General features: G+C 64.2%; 12 protein-coding genes. 5 read left to right on the plus strand and 7 right to left on the minus strand.

Annotated features, from left to right (window positions below; genetic code table 11):
- Window positions 1-43: 43 nt before the first annotated feature.
- From XH85_RS42655 to XH85_RS42665, 3 genes are all read right to left on the minus strand, one after another.
- Window positions 44-991, minus strand: coding sequence for a fatty acid desaturase (locus XH85_RS42655; protein WP_128936709.1), 948 nt, complete (start codon window positions 989-991; stop codon window positions 44-46).
- 14 nt (window positions 992-1,005) lie between these two features.
- Entirely contained in the window at window positions 1,006-2,022 is a 1,017-nt protein-coding gene (locus XH85_RS42660) for an alpha/beta fold hydrolase (RefSeq protein WP_128936710.1), read from the minus strand.
- Between the two features lie 136 nt (window positions 2,023-2,158).
- On the minus strand, window positions 2,159-2,962 hold the full coding sequence (locus XH85_RS42665; RefSeq protein WP_128936711.1) for an MBL fold metallo-hydrolase: 804 nt from the start codon (window positions 2,960-2,962) through the stop codon (window positions 2,159-2,161).
- A gap of 186 nt (window positions 2,963-3,148) precedes the next feature.
- Here XH85_RS42665 and XH85_RS42670 point away from each other — a divergent pair, with 186 nt between their 5' ends.
- Complete coding sequence (locus XH85_RS42670; RefSeq protein ID WP_128936712.1) at window positions 3,149-4,345, plus strand: MFS transporter; 1,197 nt, start codon at window positions 3,149-3,151, stop codon at window positions 4,343-4,345.
- A gap of 291 nt (window positions 4,346-4,636) precedes the next feature.
- Here XH85_RS42670 and XH85_RS42680 read toward each other — a convergent pair whose 3' ends face one another.
- Together XH85_RS42680 and XH85_RS42685 are read right to left on the minus strand one after the other, a co-directional pair.
- Window positions 4,637-6,250, minus strand: a complete 1,614-nt coding sequence (locus tag XH85_RS42680; protein ID WP_128936714.1) for an acyl-CoA synthetase — start codon at window positions 6,248-6,250, stop codon at window positions 4,637-4,639.
- 54 nt (window positions 6,251-6,304) lie between these two features.
- On the minus strand, window positions 6,305-7,072 hold the full coding sequence (locus XH85_RS42685; protein ID WP_128936715.1) for a FadR/GntR family transcriptional regulator: 768 nt from the start codon (window positions 7,070-7,072) through the stop codon (window positions 6,305-6,307).
- Window positions 7,073-7,239: 167 nt separating this feature from the next.
- Here XH85_RS42685 and XH85_RS42690 point away from each other — a divergent pair, with 167 nt between their 5' ends.
- The 4 genes from XH85_RS42690 (at window position 7,240) to XH85_RS42705 (ending at window position 13,649) form a co-directional block, all read left to right on the plus strand.
- Entirely contained in the window at window positions 7,240-8,445 is a 1,206-nt protein-coding gene (locus tag XH85_RS42690; RefSeq protein ID WP_128936716.1) for an ABC transporter substrate-binding protein, read from the plus strand.
- Between the two features lie 250 nt (window positions 8,446-8,695).
- A complete protein-coding gene (locus tag XH85_RS42695) occupies window positions 8,696-9,763 on the plus strand; it encodes an HlyD family secretion protein (protein ID WP_164939754.1) in 1,068 nt (355 codons plus the stop codon).
- The gene (rbbA, locus tag XH85_RS42700; protein ID WP_164940899.1) at window positions 9,760-12,534 is read left to right on the plus strand and encodes a ribosome-associated ATPase/putative transporter RbbA; all 2,775 of its coding nucleotides are present in this window, start codon (window positions 9,760-9,762) and stop codon (window positions 12,532-12,534) included. The genes XH85_RS42695 and rbbA overlap by 4 nt, the downstream gene beginning before the upstream one ends.
- Before the next feature lie 2 nt (window positions 12,535-12,536).
- Window positions 12,537-13,649, plus strand: a complete 1,113-nt coding sequence (locus tag XH85_RS42705) for an ABC transporter permease (RefSeq protein ID WP_128936719.1) — start codon at window positions 12,537-12,539, stop codon at window positions 13,647-13,649.
- Window positions 13,650-13,665: 16 nt separating this feature from the next.
- Here XH85_RS42705 and XH85_RS42710 read toward each other — a convergent pair whose 3' ends face one another.
- A complete protein-coding gene (locus tag XH85_RS42710; RefSeq protein ID WP_128936720.1) occupies window positions 13,666-14,154 on the minus strand; it encodes a DUF2059 domain-containing protein in 489 nt (162 codons plus the stop codon).
- A gap of 35 nt (window positions 14,155-14,189) precedes the next feature.
- Window positions 14,190-15,407, minus strand: a complete 1,218-nt coding sequence (locus XH85_RS42715; protein ID WP_128936721.1) for an OpgC domain-containing protein — start codon at window positions 15,405-15,407, stop codon at window positions 14,190-14,192.
- Window positions 15,408-15,610 lie beyond the last annotated feature (203 nt).

Raw genomic sequence — 15,610 nt, forward strand, 5'->3', positions numbered from 1 at the left:
CGACAAAGCTCCGGTCGCACCGCGACCGGAGCTTTGCGTTTAGTTAGCCGCCTTGCTGCTGCCGGCGAAACCAGGCCCAGGTCTCGCGCGTCGTTCTGATGTAGCCGCGGCCGCGATGGACGATCTCACCATCGACGAGCTCGTTCAGCTTCGGCAGCGCATGAAAAGGGATCGAGGGATAGGCGTGATGCTCGACATGATAGGGCATGTTCCACGCGAACCATTTGACGATCGCGCCCGTATAGGTCGTGCGGGTATTCTGGAAGGCGCTGCGGGTGCGGTCGCAGCCGGTATGCTCGGCGTAGAGATACGGCCGCAGGAAGAACTGCCCGATCGCAAGCGGGACGATCCAGACCCAGAGCAGCAGCGCCGAGGAGAGCCACAGCGACAGCGCAAGCAACAGCGCGTAGAGCGCGACATAGGCGCGCGCCTCGGCGACGATGATGGCGCGCTTGCTCTCGGGGATCCAGGGCACGACGACCTTGCCGCTGACGGCGTGGCCGAGCATCAGCCGCAGACGCCCGGCGACCTGGAGCAGGCCGCTATAGGCGATCGCGAGCTGCGTGTCGGAGGTCGGCTTCACGCCGACGATCAGCTCAGGATCCTTGTTCGGATCCTGGGTATAGCGGTGATGATCCCAGTGAAACAGGCAGTAATATTCGTAAGGCAATCCGATGATGAAGGCCGAGAGATAGCCCACAGTGAGATTGAGGCCGCGGCTTTTGAACGCGGTCTTGTGCGCGGTCTCGTGCACGGCCATGAACCGGAAGGCCACGAAATAGCCCTGCACCGCCATCAACGGCAGCGCCCAGAGCACGCCATGGCGCGAGACGGTCATCCAGATCAGCGTGCCCATCAGCACGATCGCGCCGTAATGGCCGAGGCTCTGCGCCGCGCCCCGGAGATTGGAGCGGACCGACAATTGGCGCAGCATCGCCGGTGTCAGTGGCTTCAGGCGATGGCCGGGCTCTGAAACGGTTGTGTCAGTCATGACCGAATGCCTGCCTATCTGCTGAGAAGCGCTGCGATCTCGGCCTTGAAGAAAGCCTGATCACGCGGATTGTTCACGGGGTTGCCGGCGCGATGGCCGTGCTGCGACGGGATCGGATGCAACACCGCGGATTTTGCGCTGGCCAACCGGCCGAGCTCGTCCTCGTTGTCGCGGACGTCGAAATAGCGATCGGTCGCACCCGGCATCAGCAGCATGTGGGCCTTGATCGCGGCGAGCGCGCGGTCGAAATCGCCATCGAATGCGGCGCAGCGGCTGACGTCGCCACTCTGCCAGATCTCGATCTGCGCCAGGAGGTCATTGGCATCGCGCCGCGCAAAGGCCGCATCCCAACCACGGACGAGATAATCCTCCAGCGAGGTGAAACCGGCTTCGCGCCAAATCTCGTCGCGATAGAAGCCGTGCGACATCGCCCAGCCGGCATAGACGCGTCCCATCGCGCGGTAGCCGGCAACGGGCTTTTCGACGAAGCCGCCGTCGCGGAAGGCGGGATCGGCGGTCAGGGCGGCCTTCACGCCTTCGAGAAAGACATGATTGTAAGGCGCGCAGCGCGCGCTGCCGCAGACGATCGCTGCGCGCTCGACCATATCAGGATGCAGAGCCGCCCAATGATAGGCCTGCATGCCGCCCATCGACCAGCCATAGACCAGCGCGAGCGTCGAGATGCCGAAACGTTCGGCGAGCAGCCGGTGCTGGACCGCGATCGCGTCGTGATAGGTCACCTTCGGGAACGGCCCGGCCGTATTCGACGGCGATGACGACAGGCCGTTGCCGAACAGGTTCGGGATGATGATGAAGTAGCGGGTGGGATCGAGCACGCCATCGGGCCCGATCAGCCATTCGGTGTCGACGTGCTGCGCGCTGAACGAGGTCGGATAGAGGATGACGTTGTCCCTGGCCGGGCTCAGCGTTCCATAGGTCTTGTAGGCGAGCTTCAGCGCGGGAAAGACGGTGCCGGACTGGAGCGTGACGTCGCCGGCCTCGAATATCTCGTAGTCGCGTTGCGCCGTCATGGACCCAACTCCCGCTCACTGACCGCAATGCGCGCGGCGTTTGGCGATGCATCGATCATGCCGAAACCCGCGCTCAATAATGTACTTATAGTACAGTTATTCAGGCGTAGCAAGCGCTCCCGAACCGACATGTGGCTCAGGAGATGGCCGCCAGATAACGCGCGACCGACGCCTCAAACGCGGCCTTGGCACCTGCGGCGATGTTGCGGTCCCACCAGGCACCATAGATGCGATCGAAAGCGAGCGGCTCGACCGCCGCCGCGATCCGCCGCACTGCGGCGGCGTTGAGCGGCGTGTAGTTGGGGTAGGAATACATGAAGCTGACGAAGCGGCGATCCATCGTCACCTGCGCGATATCGCCGGTGAGCAGCGCGCCCGTGCCGTCCGCACCGAGCCGCCAGTGCAGCACGGTGGCGCCGGCGAAATGACCGCCAGTGCGCAGCAACATCACGTCGTCGGAAATGCGATGGTGATCGCCAGCCCAGTGCACGATCGATGCATGTGGCCGGGTCACCCATTGGCGATCATCTGCGTGCAGATAGACCGGCACGCCGCCGAACGCCTCGCTCCAGTCGGCGAGCGCACCATAATAATGCGGATGCGAGATTGCGATCGCCTTCAGTCCGCCGAGCGAACGCACATGCGCAATCGCCTCTGGTGTTGCCATCGGTACGCAGTCCCACATCAAGCAGCCCTCGCTGAGCGGCACCAGCAGCGCGCGCTGGCCGATGGCGAAGCTCGGCTCGAGCGAGAGGCCGGTCAGGCCGAGATCGTCGCGCCAGACGACGCGGTGGCGCTCTGCCAGCGTCTCGCGGGTCAGGAAAATCTGCCCTTTCCAACCCACATACTGCCGTTCGTCCTCGCAGATCGGACAGGATGCGGGCGGATGTCCGCTGTCCGGAAATTGCGCGCCGCAGGTTTCGCAGGTCCAGAGTGGCATGGCCGTTATCCTGATTGAGACCGTCGCAAGTATGACATGACGTCGCGGGCCCTGCGATCACAAGGACGATCGGAACCAACGCGATGCGTGCAGGTTGGGTTCTGGTCCGCCCGGGCACCTATGGGCCCGCAGTCTCCGCCTCATGCGAGATCTCAGTCGATCGGCAGCATTGCGTTCAGCGTCTCGATGACATCGCGCCCTTCACCTCGTATCTGGCCCCTGTTCGCGCTCAACTTCTTCATGGCCGACATGCAGTCGGGCATCGGGCCGTTCGTCGGCGTCTTCCTGCAGGAGCGCGGCTGGGCGAGCGGATTGATCGGCACCGCGATGACGGTCGGCAATGTCGCGGGCATGCTGGTCACGACGCCGATCGGCGGCTTCATCGATTCCAGCCGCAATAAGCGCATGTGGGTCGTCATTCCCGGCATCTGCGTGGTACTGGCATCTGCAATCATCCTGATCTCGCAAAACTTCTGGGCCGTCACCTTTTCCCAGGTCGCACAATCGCTGGCGAGTGCCGCGATCGTGCCAGCGGTGACCGGCATCACGCTCGGCATCGCCAAGCAGAAGGGCTTCAACGCACTCAATGGCCGCAACCAGGCGTACAATCACGCCGGCAACATGGTCGGCGCCGCACTGTCGGGCTATCTTGGCTACAGGCTTGGCTATTTTGCCGTTTTCGTGCTGGCGGCCATATTCGGCGCCATCGCGATCGCCTGCGTGCTGATGATCCCCGCCAAGGCGATCGACGATCGCGCCTCGCGCGGCAGCAAGGAGGATGACTCCAAAGCTCCGCCGGATGCGATGACGATGTTGCTCAAGCACAAGCCGCTGCTCGTGCTGGCACTCGCGCTCGCCCTTTTCCATCTCGGCAATGCCGCGATCGTGCCACTCTATGGACTTGCAGCGGTGGCCGACGCCCAGGCCAATGGCCCGAGCTTCGTCGCGACCACTATCGTGATCGCGCAGGGCGTGATGATCGTGACCTCGCTGATCGCGATGAAGGTCGCGAGCAAGCGCAATTACTGGCCAGTGATCCTGATCTCCTTCATGTTCTTGCCCATCCGCGGCGTGCTTGCCTTCTTCGTCACGGGATGGTGGGGCGTCGTACCGATGCAGGTGCTCGACGGCATCGGCACCGGGCTCCAGACGGTTGCCGTCCCCGGCATGGTCGCGCGCTCGCTCAACGGCACCGGCCGCATCAATCTCGGCCAGGGCGCCGTGATCACGGTGCAGGGCGTCGGCGCGAGCCTCAGTCCCGCGCTCGGCGGCTGGATCGCGCAATGGGTCGGCTACGGCCCGACCTTCCTGCTGCTCGGCGGTTTCGGGCTGGTCTCGATGGCGCTGTGGCTGGCCTTCGGGGCGGCAGTGAAGAAATATTGAGTTCTTCCCCCTCTCCTTGCCCTGCACGGGGAGAGGGCCGGGGTGACGGGCCGCGTCCGTGGAAATGGTGCTAGAGGGACTCGCGCAGTTTCCTCCTCCCGTCATTGCGAGCGCAGCGAAGCAATCCAGACTGCCACCGCGGGAAGACTCTGGATTGCTTCGCTGCGCTCGCAATGACGATGTGGATGCCGACTTATTTCAAACCTACGGGAGGGACTCGCGGAGACCTCGCCCGCATCCGCCTTCGCTAAAGCTTCGGCGGGACAGGCGCGGGAGAGGCGAAAAGCGCGTTCACGTTCCAAAATTCTTCTGGATCGCCTTGTCGAGCGTCTCGCCGCCGACGAAGCGCTGACGCAATTCGCGCTTGAGCAGCTTGCCGCTCGGATTCTTCGGCAGGCTATCAACAAAGATGACGCGCTTGGGCACCTTGAAATGCGCCATCTGGCCGGCGCAATGCTGGATGACGGACTCTTCGTCCAGCGTCTCGCCGCTCTTGACCACGATGATCGCGGTCACCGCCTCGATCCATCGCGGATCGGGCAGGCCGACCACGGCGACCTCGGAGACGGCGGGGATGCGGTAGACCATCTCCTCGACCTCGCGGCTTGCGACGTTTTCGCCGCCGGTCTTGATCATGTCCTTGACGCGATCGACCACGGTGATGTGGCCCTCGTCGTCGACAGTGGCGAGGTCGCCCGAGTGAAACCAGCCGCCGGAAAATGCCGCCGCGGTCTTCACGGGATCGTTGTAATAGCCGGACAACAGATGCGGCGAGCGGTGCACGATCTCGCCGACCTCACCAACCTTGACGTCCTCCATCGCGGTGTTGACCACCCGCGTCTCGACGTTGAGCACCGGCTTGCCGGCCGAGCCGGCCTTGCGCAGCTGGTCCTCGGGGCGCAGCACGGTCGCGAGCGGAGCGATCTCGGTCTGGCCGTAGAAATTCCAGAATTTGACGTTGGGCAAACGGCGTTGCAACTCGAGCAGCACCTCCACAGGCATGATCGAAGCGCCATAATAGCCTTTCTGCAAGGTCGACAGATCGGTCTTGTCAAAATTCGGCGAGCGCAGCATCGCGATCCAGATCGTCGGCGGCGCGAAGAACGAGGTGATCCTGTGCGCCTGGATCAGCGCCAGGATGTTGTCGGCGGTCGGCTTGCCCGTGATCACGCCGGAAGCGCCGAGATAGATTTGCGGCCCCAGAAAGACGTCGAGCTGGGCGCAGTGATACAGCGGCAATGCGTGCAGGAACTTGTCGCCCACGCTCATGCCACCGTCGATGATGCAGCTGACATACTGCCACATCACGGCTTCATGGGTCAGCATCGCGCCCTTGGGCAGCGACTCCGTGCCGCTGGTGTAGACGATCTGTGCGAGATCACGGCTATCGACGGACACGTCCAGGAACGAGCCGTCGGCATGCAAGAGATCATCGAAGGTGGTGAGGCCCGAAGGTGCCGTGGCGGGATCCTCGCCCGGCAACCAGATCATCTTCTCGATGGCGCAATCCCTGGCGCTGGCCGCGCGCGCCGGCTCGACGAAATCAGGACCGGTCGCAAGCAGCTTTGCGCCAGAGCTCTTCAGGATGAAATTGATCTCGTCCGGATTGAGCATGAAGTTGATCGGCACCAGCACCGCGCCGATCCGTGCCGCTGCAAAGCGCAGCGCCGCGAAGGCATGTGAATTGCGCGAGAGCACCGCGAGACGGTCGCCTTTCTCGACGCCGAGGCCGAGCAGGCCGCGGCCGAGCCGGTTGCAGATCGCGTCGATCTCGGCAAAGCTCCAGCTGACATTGCCGCAGCTCGCCGCGAGCTTGTTCGGCTCCCGGCTCGCCGAGCGGCGCAGGAGATCGCCGATGGAATGCTCGCGCGCTTTCGAGATGGTGGCTGCGGTGTCGCCGGTCATGTGTTCCTCCAAGGATCATCTTTGTTTGTTGAAGCCGTTTGAATTCCACGGGCGCTACCTGCGCCGGGCCGCCTGCGCGTGCTCCATGTACATGTGCTCGACCGAGCGATCGAGCGAAGCGATTTTTTCGAAGCCGCGGCGCCAGTCCTGCAAGTGCCGACGCGTCCACAGCACGCCGGCCTCGCGGTCGCGGCGGCGAATCGCGTCGATCAGATGGCGATGCGCGGCGACGAGACGCGGCCCGCCTTCGGCCACGCCAGTCACGATCATCTCGGTGGTCGGATAGAACAATTGCGCGGCCGGCTCGCGGGCGAGCTGAAGCACCCGGTTCTGCGAGGCCTTGGCAACCAGCACGTGGAATTCGGCATCGCATTCGGCGAGCATCGCGGGATCACCGACCACGGCCTCGCTGCGCGCGAGATTGTCGGTGAGCTCGGCGATGTTGTCTTCCGTCGCTCGCTCCACTGCGCCTTCGATACTGGCGACTTCCAGCGTCATCGACGCCTCGTAGAGCTCGCGGAAGGTGACCTCATGCAGGACCAGGGCGCGGCTGAGCCGGCTTGCCAGCTTGCTGTAGCGCGGCAGACAGGCGTGCAGGCGGCGCGAGGAGTCGCGCCGGATCAGCCCGCCCTCCTCCAGCACACGGATGCCCTCGCGAATGGTCGAGCGGTTGACGCCGAACTGGCGGACGAGATCGTGCTCGGTGCCGATGGGATCGCCCGGCCTGATGCGGCCATTGACGATCTCGCGTTCGATGGCGTCGGCGACCTTCTGATAGGCCGGCGCGACATCGATCGGATGAAAGAGCGGCGCGACAGGCAAGACGGCCTCCAATGTCGATTGTCGGACAAACTATATGGCCTCGCCCTGGGTGCGTCAAACTACGTCACTGACGCCGCGCACGGAGCAAATTGACTCCGCAGGAACCCACCTTTAGCTTTGTCGGACAAAGGGACAGGATAGTCCCCATACAAGAGGAAACGTTATCCATGAGACCTATCGCAGCCCTCATGTCTGCGGCCGGCCTGCTGTCGGCTGTGCTGATCTCTCCCACCTCCGCCCAGCAGGCACCGCTCAAGATCGGCGTGCTCTCCGACTTCTCCTCCGTCTATTCCGACATCGGCGGCATGGGGAATGTCGAGGCGACCAAGATGGCGATCGAGGATTTTGGTGGCCAGATGTTCGGCAAGCCGATCGACATGGTCTCGGCGGACGTGCTCAACAAGCCCGACATTGCCTCCACCATCGCCCGCAAATGGTGGGAGACCGAGGGCGTCGACATGATCATCGACCTGCCGACCTCGGCGACCGCGCTCGCGGTGATGGAGCTGTCGAAGCAGTACGAGAAGATCATGATCGTGACGGACGCGGCCAGCTCCGACATCACCGGAAAATCCTGCTCGCCCTACACCGCGCACTGGACCTACGACACCTACGCCAACGCGCATACCGTCGGCAGCGCCATCGTCAAGAACGGCGGAGATACCTGGTTCTTCCTCACCGCCGACTACCTGTTCGGCCATTCGGTCGAGCGCGACACCGGCGACGTGGTCAAGTCGGCCGGCGGCAAGGTGCTCGGCAGCGTCAAGCATCCGCTCAACACGGCGGACTTCTCGTCATTCCTGCTCCAGGCCCAGGCCTCCAAGGCCAAGATCATCGGGCTCGCCAACGGCGGCGGCGACACCATCAACGCGATCAAGCAGGCCGGCGAGTTCGGCATCGTCGCCGGCGGCCAGAACCTCGCTGCGATCGTGATGTTCATCTCCGACGTGCACAGCCTTGGCCTCAAGCTCGCGCAGGGCTTGATCGTCACCGAAGCCTATTACTGGGACCTCAACGACAAGACCCGCGCCTTCGGCAAGCGCTTCCTGGAGCGCGTCAAGCGCATGCCGACGATGAACCAGGCCGCGACCTACAGCGCCACGCTGCATTACCTCAAGGCCGTGCAGGCCGCGGGCACGAAGGACACCAAGACGGTGATGGCCAAGATGCGCGAGCTGCCGGTGCGTGACGCCTTCACCGACAACGGCGTGCTGCGTGAGGACGGCCGCATGGTGCACAGCATGTACCTGTTCCAGGTGAAGAAGCCTGAGGAATCGAAGGGGCCGTGGGATTACTACAAGTTGCTCGCCGAGGTATCCGCCGACCAGGCGTTCCGGCCGTTGAAGGATGGTGGCTGTCCGCTGGTGAAGTGAGGCGGCACGGCTCACTTGTGGGCCGACGACATCTGTTCAGCTAGGCTTGCCTGTCCGCCTGATCAGCCAAGGCGGGCGGGCCGCGGCGACGAGCTGCCCAAAATAGGGACAGGCACACCTCGTTGCCGTCTGATCTGCATCAAGTTGCGATGCAAAAATTGCGACATGTTGAGCCGCCCCTTTCTGCGTGATCAGCGGCGGGGCGTTCGTGTCTCAACATGTGGGCGCCGCTGCGCGGCGTGGTGGACTGATGAACTTAACTTCCGGCCGCGTCATTGCCGCGATCACCATCCTCCTTGCGGGCGGCGGCTATTTCTACTGGCAGCACCGCGATACCAATGCACTTCCCGCGGGTTTCGCCCGAGGCAATGGCCGTATCGAGGCGGTGGAGATCGACATCGCCACCAAGACGCCAGGACGAATCCGCGAGATCCTGGTCAACGAAGGCGACTTCGTGACCGCGGGCCAGGTTCTGGCGCGGATGGACACCGAGCAATTGCAGGCCCAGCGTCGCCAGGCCGAAGCGCAGCTCCAGCGCGCGTCAATCAATGTCGAGACCGCGAAGAGCCTCGTCAACCAGCGCGAGGCCGAACGCGAGGCTGCTGAGGCCGTTGTCGACCAGCGCGTCGCGCAGCTCGACACCACGAGCCGCAAGCTCGATCGCTCCGAGCAGCTGATCAGGACAAGTGCAGTGTCGCAGCAGGTGCTGGATGACGACCGCTCTGCCAACGCCACGGCGAAGGCGGCGCTTGCCGCTTCGAAGGCCCAGGTCGCAGCATCCGAGGCCGCGATCAGCTCCGCCCGCGCCATGGTGATCGATGCAGCAGCCGCGGTCGACGCGGCAAAGGCCGCGATCGAGAGCATCAACGCCGATATCAATGATAGCGTGCTGAAGGCACCGCGCGACGGCCGCGTGCAGTATCGCGTGTCGCAGCCCGGCGAGGTGCTCGCGGCCGGCGGCCGCGTCCTCAACATGGTCGATCTCGGCGACGTCTACATGACGTTCTTCCTACCTACGGCGCAGGCCGGCCGCGTCGCGATCGGCGCCGACGTTCGGCTCGTGCTCGATGCCATCCCGCAATATGTGATCCCCGCAAGAGCCACCTTCGTCGCTGACGTCGCGCAATTCACGCCCAAGACGGTCGAGACCGAGGAGGAGCGGCAGAAGCTGATGTTCCGGATCAAGGCGCATATCGCGCCCGAGCTGCTGCGCCAGCACATCGAGCATGTGAAGACCGGCCTGCCCGGGATGGCCTATGTGCAGTTCGATCCGGCCGCGCAATGGCCCGACAATCTCAAGATCAAGCTGACCCGATGAGCGCGATTGCCACAGCCGATGCATTGGCTGCCGTCGGCAGCGTGGTGCATCTGGACGGCGTGGGCCTGAACTACGGCAAGACCCGGGCGCTCGATGCCATTACGCTCGACCTGCCGCCCGGCTGCATGGTCGGACTGATCGGTCCCGACGGCGTCGGCAAATCGAGCCTGCTCGCCCTGATCGCGGGCGCGCGTGCGATCCAGGAAGGGCGCATCGATGTGCTCGGCGGCGACATGGCGAGCTCACGGCATCGCCGCACGGTCTGCCCCGATATCGCTTATATGCCGCAGGGTCTCGGCAAGAATCTTTATCCAACGCTGTCGGTGTTCGAGAACATCGACTTCTTCGGCCGCCTGTTCGGACACGACAAGGCGGAACGAGGCAGACGGATCGCGGGCCTGCTGCGCGATACCGGGCTCACCGCCTTCGCCGACCGCCCCGCCGCAAAACTCTCCGGCGGCATGAAGCAGAAGGTGGGCCTGTGCTGCGCTCTGATTCACGATCCCGAGCTTCTGATCCTGGACGAGCCGACCACGGGCGTCGACCCCTTGTCTCGACGTCAATTCTGGGAACTGATCGCCTCGATCCGCGACAGCCGGCCTGGCATGAGCGTGATCGTCTCGACCGCCTATATGGAAGAAGCCGCGCAATTCGACGTCCTGGTCGCGATGAACGCCGGCCGCGTGCTGGCGACGGGAACCCCGGTCGCGCTGAAGCGGCGGACCGGCGCCGTCACGCTCGACGACGCGTTCATCCGTCTGTTGCCGGAGGCAGATCGCGACCATCACACCAGTGTCGTCATCCCTCCACGCAACGAGTGCCATGACGAGATCGCGATCGAGGCCGATCACCTGACCCGGCGGTTCAACGACTTCGTCGCCGTAGACGACGTCAGCTTCCGCATCAGGAAGGGCGAGATCTTCGGCTTTCTCGGCTCGAACGGCTGCGGCAAGACCACGACAATGAAGATGCTCACCGGCCTCTTGCCCGTCAGCGAAGGCACCGCGCGGCTGTTCGGCAAGGCGATCGATGCCCGCGACATGTCGGTGCGGCGGCGCATCGGCTACATGTCGCAGGGCTTTTCGCTCTATTCGGAGCTGACGGTCACCCAAAACCTCGACCTGCATGCGCGGCTGTTCGAGCTGCCGGCGGACACTATTGCCGCGCGCATCGACGAGATGATCGTCCGGTTCGATCTCGCCGATGTCGCCGATACTCTGCCCGATGCGCTGCCGCTCGGCTTGCGGCAGCGGCTGTCACTGGCGGTCGCCATGATCCATGCGCCCGATATCCTCATCCTCGACGAGCCGACCTCTGGCGTCGATCCGGTTGCCCGGGACCGCTTCTGGAAGATCCTCGCCGAGCTCTCCCGCAAGGATAACGTCACGATTTTCGTCTCGACCCACTTCATGAACGAGGCCGAGCGCTGCGATCGAATCTCTCTGATGCATGCGGGCAAGGTGCTGACGTCGGACACGCCCGCTGCGATCGTGGCCGCGCGCGGCACCGATACGCTGGAGCAGGCTTTCATCGCCTGTCTGGAGGACGCGATCGCCGAATCCCGGGACTCAGCCGGCCGGCCGGCACTTACATCGCCCGTGCCGGCGGCGACGACCACGGCGCTCCCGCGCAAGCGCAGTGCGACATTCAATCCGACCCGCATGCTCGCCTATTCCCGGCGCGAAGCGCTCGAGCTGCGGCGCGATCCGATCCGCGCCACGCTCGCGATCCTCGGCAGCGTGCTGTTGCTGTTCGTGCTCGGCTACGGCATCAGCTTGGACGTCGAAAACCTGACCTTCGCCGTGCTCGACCGCGACGACAGCGCCATCAGCCGCGACTACAGCCTTCAGATCGCGGGATCGCGCTACTTCACCCAAAAGCCACCGATCAGCGACTATGCCGACCTCGACCGCCGCATGCGCGCCGGCGAGATTGGCCTCGCCATCGAATTGCCGCCCGGCTTCGGCCGCGACGTCAGCCGCGGCCACCGTGTCGAGATCGGCGCCGGGGTCGACGGCGCCAACCCGACTCGCGCCGAGACGCTGCGCTCCTACGCCCAAGCGATTCACGCCACCTGGCTGGCACAGAAGGGCCGCGAACTCTATGGCGAGGCGACGATCGCCGGCTCCTACCAGCTCCAGCTGCGCTATCGCTACAATCCAGACGTCAGAAGCGTCGTCGCCATGGCACCCGGGATCATCCCGCTGCTGCTGGTCATGATTCCGGCGGTGCTGGCGGCGCTCGCGGTCGTGCGCGAGAAGGAGCTCGGCTCGATCGTCAATTTCTATGTGACGCCGGTGACGCGGCTGGAATTCCTGCTCGGCACGCAGCTGCCTTACGTGCTGCTGGCATTCGGCAACTTCCTCCTGCTCGTCGGCTTTGCGCTCGCCGTTTTCGGCGTGCCCTTCACCGGCAGCTTTGCGACCTATGCGCTCGCCGCCCTGCTCTACGTCACGGCCACAACAGGCCTGGGGCTCGTGATCTCGGCCTTCATGAAAAGCCAGATCGCGGCCCTGTTCGGCACGGTCCTGATCACGCTGATCCCGGCCATCCAATATTCCGGGCTGATCGATCCCGTTTCATCGCTCCAGGGCTTGGGCGCCCTGGTCGGGCGACTCTATCCTACCGCCTATTTCGTCACGATCTCGCGGGGCACCTTCTCCAAGGGCCTGGGGTTCGACACCCTTCACAACGATCTCCTGGCGCTCGCCGTCACGGTTCCGGTGCTGGTGGCGGCCGGGGCCATGCTGCTGAAGAAACAGGCCCGCTGACCATGCGCTTTGACAACGTGCTCCAGCTCGGCATCAAGGAATTGCGCGGCCTGGTGCGTGACCCCATGCTGCTCGTACTCATCGTCTATTCCTTCACGCTGGCGGTCTATGCCGGAGCAAGAGCGCTGCCGGAGACCCTGAACCGCGCCGCAATCGCTATCGTCGACGAGGATCATTCGCCAGTCTCGACCCGCATCGAGATGGCGTTCACCGCGCCCTATTTCTCCAAGCCGCGCCTGATCTCGCAATACGAGATGGACCGGAGGATGGATGCCGGCCTCGACACCTTCGCGCTGGACATCCCGCCGGACTTTCAGCGCGATCTACTGGCGCGGAAGTCGCCAGCCATCCAGCTCAACGTCGACGCCACGCGAATCTCGCAAGCCTTCAACGGCGGCGGCTATGTCGAGCAGATCGTCAGCGCGGAGGTCGCGGAGTTTCTGGCACACACCCGCGATGCGCAGACGCCGCCGATCGAGCTGGCGCTGCGGGCGCGCTTCAACCCCGAGCTGAAGAAGTCATGGTTCGGCGCCATCGACCAGGTGATCACCTCGATCACCATGCTCTCGATCATCCTGACCGGCGCAGCGTTGATCCGCGAGCGAGAGCACGGCACGATCGAGCACCTCCTGGTGATGCCGGTTACCCCCTTGGAGATCATGGTGAGCAAGGTCTGGTCGATGGGAGCGGTGGTGCTGGTTGCCTCCGCCCTGTCGATCGGCTTCGTGGTGAAGGGATGGCTGGCGGTCACGATCGACGGCTCGCTGGCGCTGTTCCTGCTCGGCGCGGCGCTGCAGCTGTTCGCCACCACCAGCATGGGCATCTTCCTGGCCACGGTCGCCGGATCGATGCCGCAGTTCGGGCTGCTGCTGATCATGATCCTGCTGCCGCTACAGACGCTTTCAGGCAGCATGACGCCGCGGGAAAGCATGCCGCAATTCGTCCAGGACATCATGCTGGCGGCGCCCAACACGCATTTCGTGATGCTCGCGCAGGCGATCCTGTTCCGCGGCGCCGGCCTCGAGGCGGTGTGGCCGCAACTCGTCGCGCTCACGCTGATCGGCGGCATCTTGTTCGTGATCGCGCTGCGGCGCTTCCGCGTGTTTCTGGCCTAGCCCGCAGTCGCGCGGTTCAGAGCTTGTGTCCCTTCTGGCGCAGCGCTTCGATCAGGCGCTGCTTCAATTCGTCGGCGGCCTTCAGGCTGACGTCCTGGCCGATCTGGGCGCCAGCCTGCGCCAGCGCGTCCGACTTCGCCAGGAATTTCTGCCCTGCCGGCTGGGCATAGAACGCCTCGATCTGGCGCAGCTCGTCCACCGTGAAGCTCGCGGCATAGAGCGCGGCGACCTGGTCGATGATCGATGCCAGGAACGGGGCGTAGATCTCGGAGCCAGGGGCCGTCATCGCGTCATAGTCGCGCTCGATCTCCGGCCTGTCCTGGGCGACCACGGGCCTCAGCTTGAGCAGGAGCTGCGGCAGCAGCGTGCGATACTGATCCGCGATCTTCAAGGTGACCACGAGCTTGCGCGCTGCGGTCATCGCCTCGAGTGACGGCGCCTGGGCCGACGCCCCGCAGACGAGGAGCAGGAAGATGCCGGCGATCGTCGACAAACGTCTGGACATGGACCCTCCGTGAGAATGCAGGCGGCGCAATGCGTTCAGCGGCTCGCAGGCGCGGCGGCAGCGCTCACGGCCGGCGCGTTGTCCAATGCGGTGTCGGCCTCCTCGACCTCCGTCACCTTCACGAACAGGTTCGGCACGCGATCGGCCCGGCCGAGCAGCCAGGCCGCGCCGACCATGATGACGATGCCGACGATGGAGACGGCGAGCTGCTCCCAGACACCCTTGGTGTATTGCGTCAGGATCCAGTGCGCCGAGAACGAGAGGAACACACCGAGGCAGAAGATCGGCAGCGAATGCTGGCCGCAGAGGATGACGGGCCGCAGCCATGTTGAATGCAGCGCCCGCCATTTGCGCGAGAGGAAATGAGTCACCCAGATCGCCAGTGCTAGGAAATGCGTGAAGCGCAGCATGTCGAGATCGGTCTTGTCGATCGGATAGATCGCCTTGATCATCGATTTCGGGATCAGCGCCTCGAGCGCAGGGACGTGCCAGGTCATCACGATCAGCAGCGCGAAGATCAGCCAGACTGCGGCCAGCCCCATCGCCGCCTTCGACCACACCCATGTCGCGATCTTGTCGATCTGGCCGATGCCGCACCAGGCCGCGAACACGAACATCAGCTGCCAGCAGAACGGATTGAAGTACCAGGTCGTGCCGGGCGGATAGGAGGCGATATTCCAATCGAACCAGCGCGACAGCACGTAGAGCACGACGGAGCCTGCGAGCGTCAGGTTCGGTCGGCGCACCAGGCACCACACGATGAAGGGCGAGGCGAGCACCAGCGTGATGTAGAGCGGCAGCACGTCGAGATTGACCGGCTTGTATTTCAGGAGGATCGCCTGCCCGATCAGCTCGTCCGGATGCGCCAGGAAGTTGAACACGTTGAACTCGTGCTCATACATCGGATTATCGAAGCGACGTACGGTGCGCGCGATCTGCGCCGTGAACAGCAGGAACAGCATGATGTGCGCGACATACAGCTCGGCCGCGCGCCGCCACAGCCGCTTGGCCGCGGCGAGAAACCAGCCGCCCGCGACGATCGGTCCATAGATCCAGCCGACCAGATAGCCGGAGATGAAGACGAAGAACTCGGCGGCGTCGCTGAAGCCGTAGTTGCGCAGCGTCAGCCAGGCCACGACGTCGTGCGGGATGTGGTCGAGGAAGATCATCCACAGGCCGATGCCGCGGAAGAGATCGAGCCGCAGGTCGCGCTCGACCGGCGCCAAAAGTGCTGACTGGTCTCGTGTAATCATGGCCCGCCTCGTTCGGTGGGCGTCGCGCCATCGCGGCGCCGGAGAATCGGATGCTAGAAATTGAAAACCAAAAGTCACCTGGCCCTGCGGCTAGTGGCAACGGTAGCCGACCTTGCTGTGCGCGCAAGGGACTTTGTCATCGGGGGGAGACACGGGCTTGCCGTCCTCTGCGCTGGACGATGACGGAGCCTGCAAAAAAGTGA

It is taken from the genome of Bradyrhizobium zhanjiangense (assembly GCF_004114935.1).
Taxonomy (GTDB): domain Bacteria; phylum Pseudomonadota; class Alphaproteobacteria; order Rhizobiales; family Xanthobacteraceae; genus Bradyrhizobium; species Bradyrhizobium zhanjiangense.

What these genes read in the sequence shown, in the direction of transcription:
- XH85_RS42655 (WP_128936709.1), bottom strand. Translation starts at nt 991, where the DNA reads ATGACTGACACAACCGTTTCAGAGCCCGGCCATCGCCTGAAGCCACTG.
- XH85_RS42660 (WP_128936710.1), bottom strand. Translation starts at nt 2,022, where the DNA reads ATGACGGCGCAACGCGACTACGAGATATTCGAGGCCGGCGACGTCACG.
- XH85_RS42665 (WP_128936711.1), bottom strand. Translation starts at nt 2,962, where the DNA reads ATGCCACTCTGGACCTGCGAAACCTGCGGCGCGCAATTTCCGGACAGC.
- XH85_RS42670 (WP_128936712.1), top strand. Translation starts at nt 3,149, where the DNA reads ATGACATCGCGCCCTTCACCTCGTATCTGGCCCCTGTTCGCGCTCAAC.
- XH85_RS42680 (WP_128936714.1), bottom strand. Translation starts at nt 6,250, where the DNA reads ATGACCGGCGACACCGCAGCCACCATCTCGAAAGCGCGCGAGCATTCC.
- XH85_RS42690 (WP_128936716.1), top strand. Translation starts at nt 7,240, where the DNA reads ATGAGACCTATCGCAGCCCTCATGTCTGCGGCCGGCCTGCTGTCGGCT.
- XH85_RS42695 (WP_164939754.1), top strand. Translation starts at nt 8,696, where the DNA reads ATGAACTTAACTTCCGGCCGCGTCATTGCCGCGATCACCATCCTCCTT.
- rbbA (WP_164940899.1), top strand. Translation starts at nt 9,760, where the DNA reads ATGAGCGCGATTGCCACAGCCGATGCATTGGCTGCCGTCGGCAGCGTG.
- XH85_RS42705 (WP_128936719.1), top strand. Translation starts at nt 12,537, where the DNA reads ATGCGCTTTGACAACGTGCTCCAGCTCGGCATCAAGGAATTGCGCGGC.
- XH85_RS42710 (WP_128936720.1), bottom strand. Translation starts at nt 14,154, where the DNA reads ATGTCCAGACGTTTGTCGACGATCGCCGGCATCTTCCTGCTCCTCGTC.
- XH85_RS42715 (WP_128936721.1), bottom strand. Translation starts at nt 15,407, where the DNA reads ATGATTACACGAGACCAGTCAGCACTTTTGGCGCCGGTCGAGCGCGAC.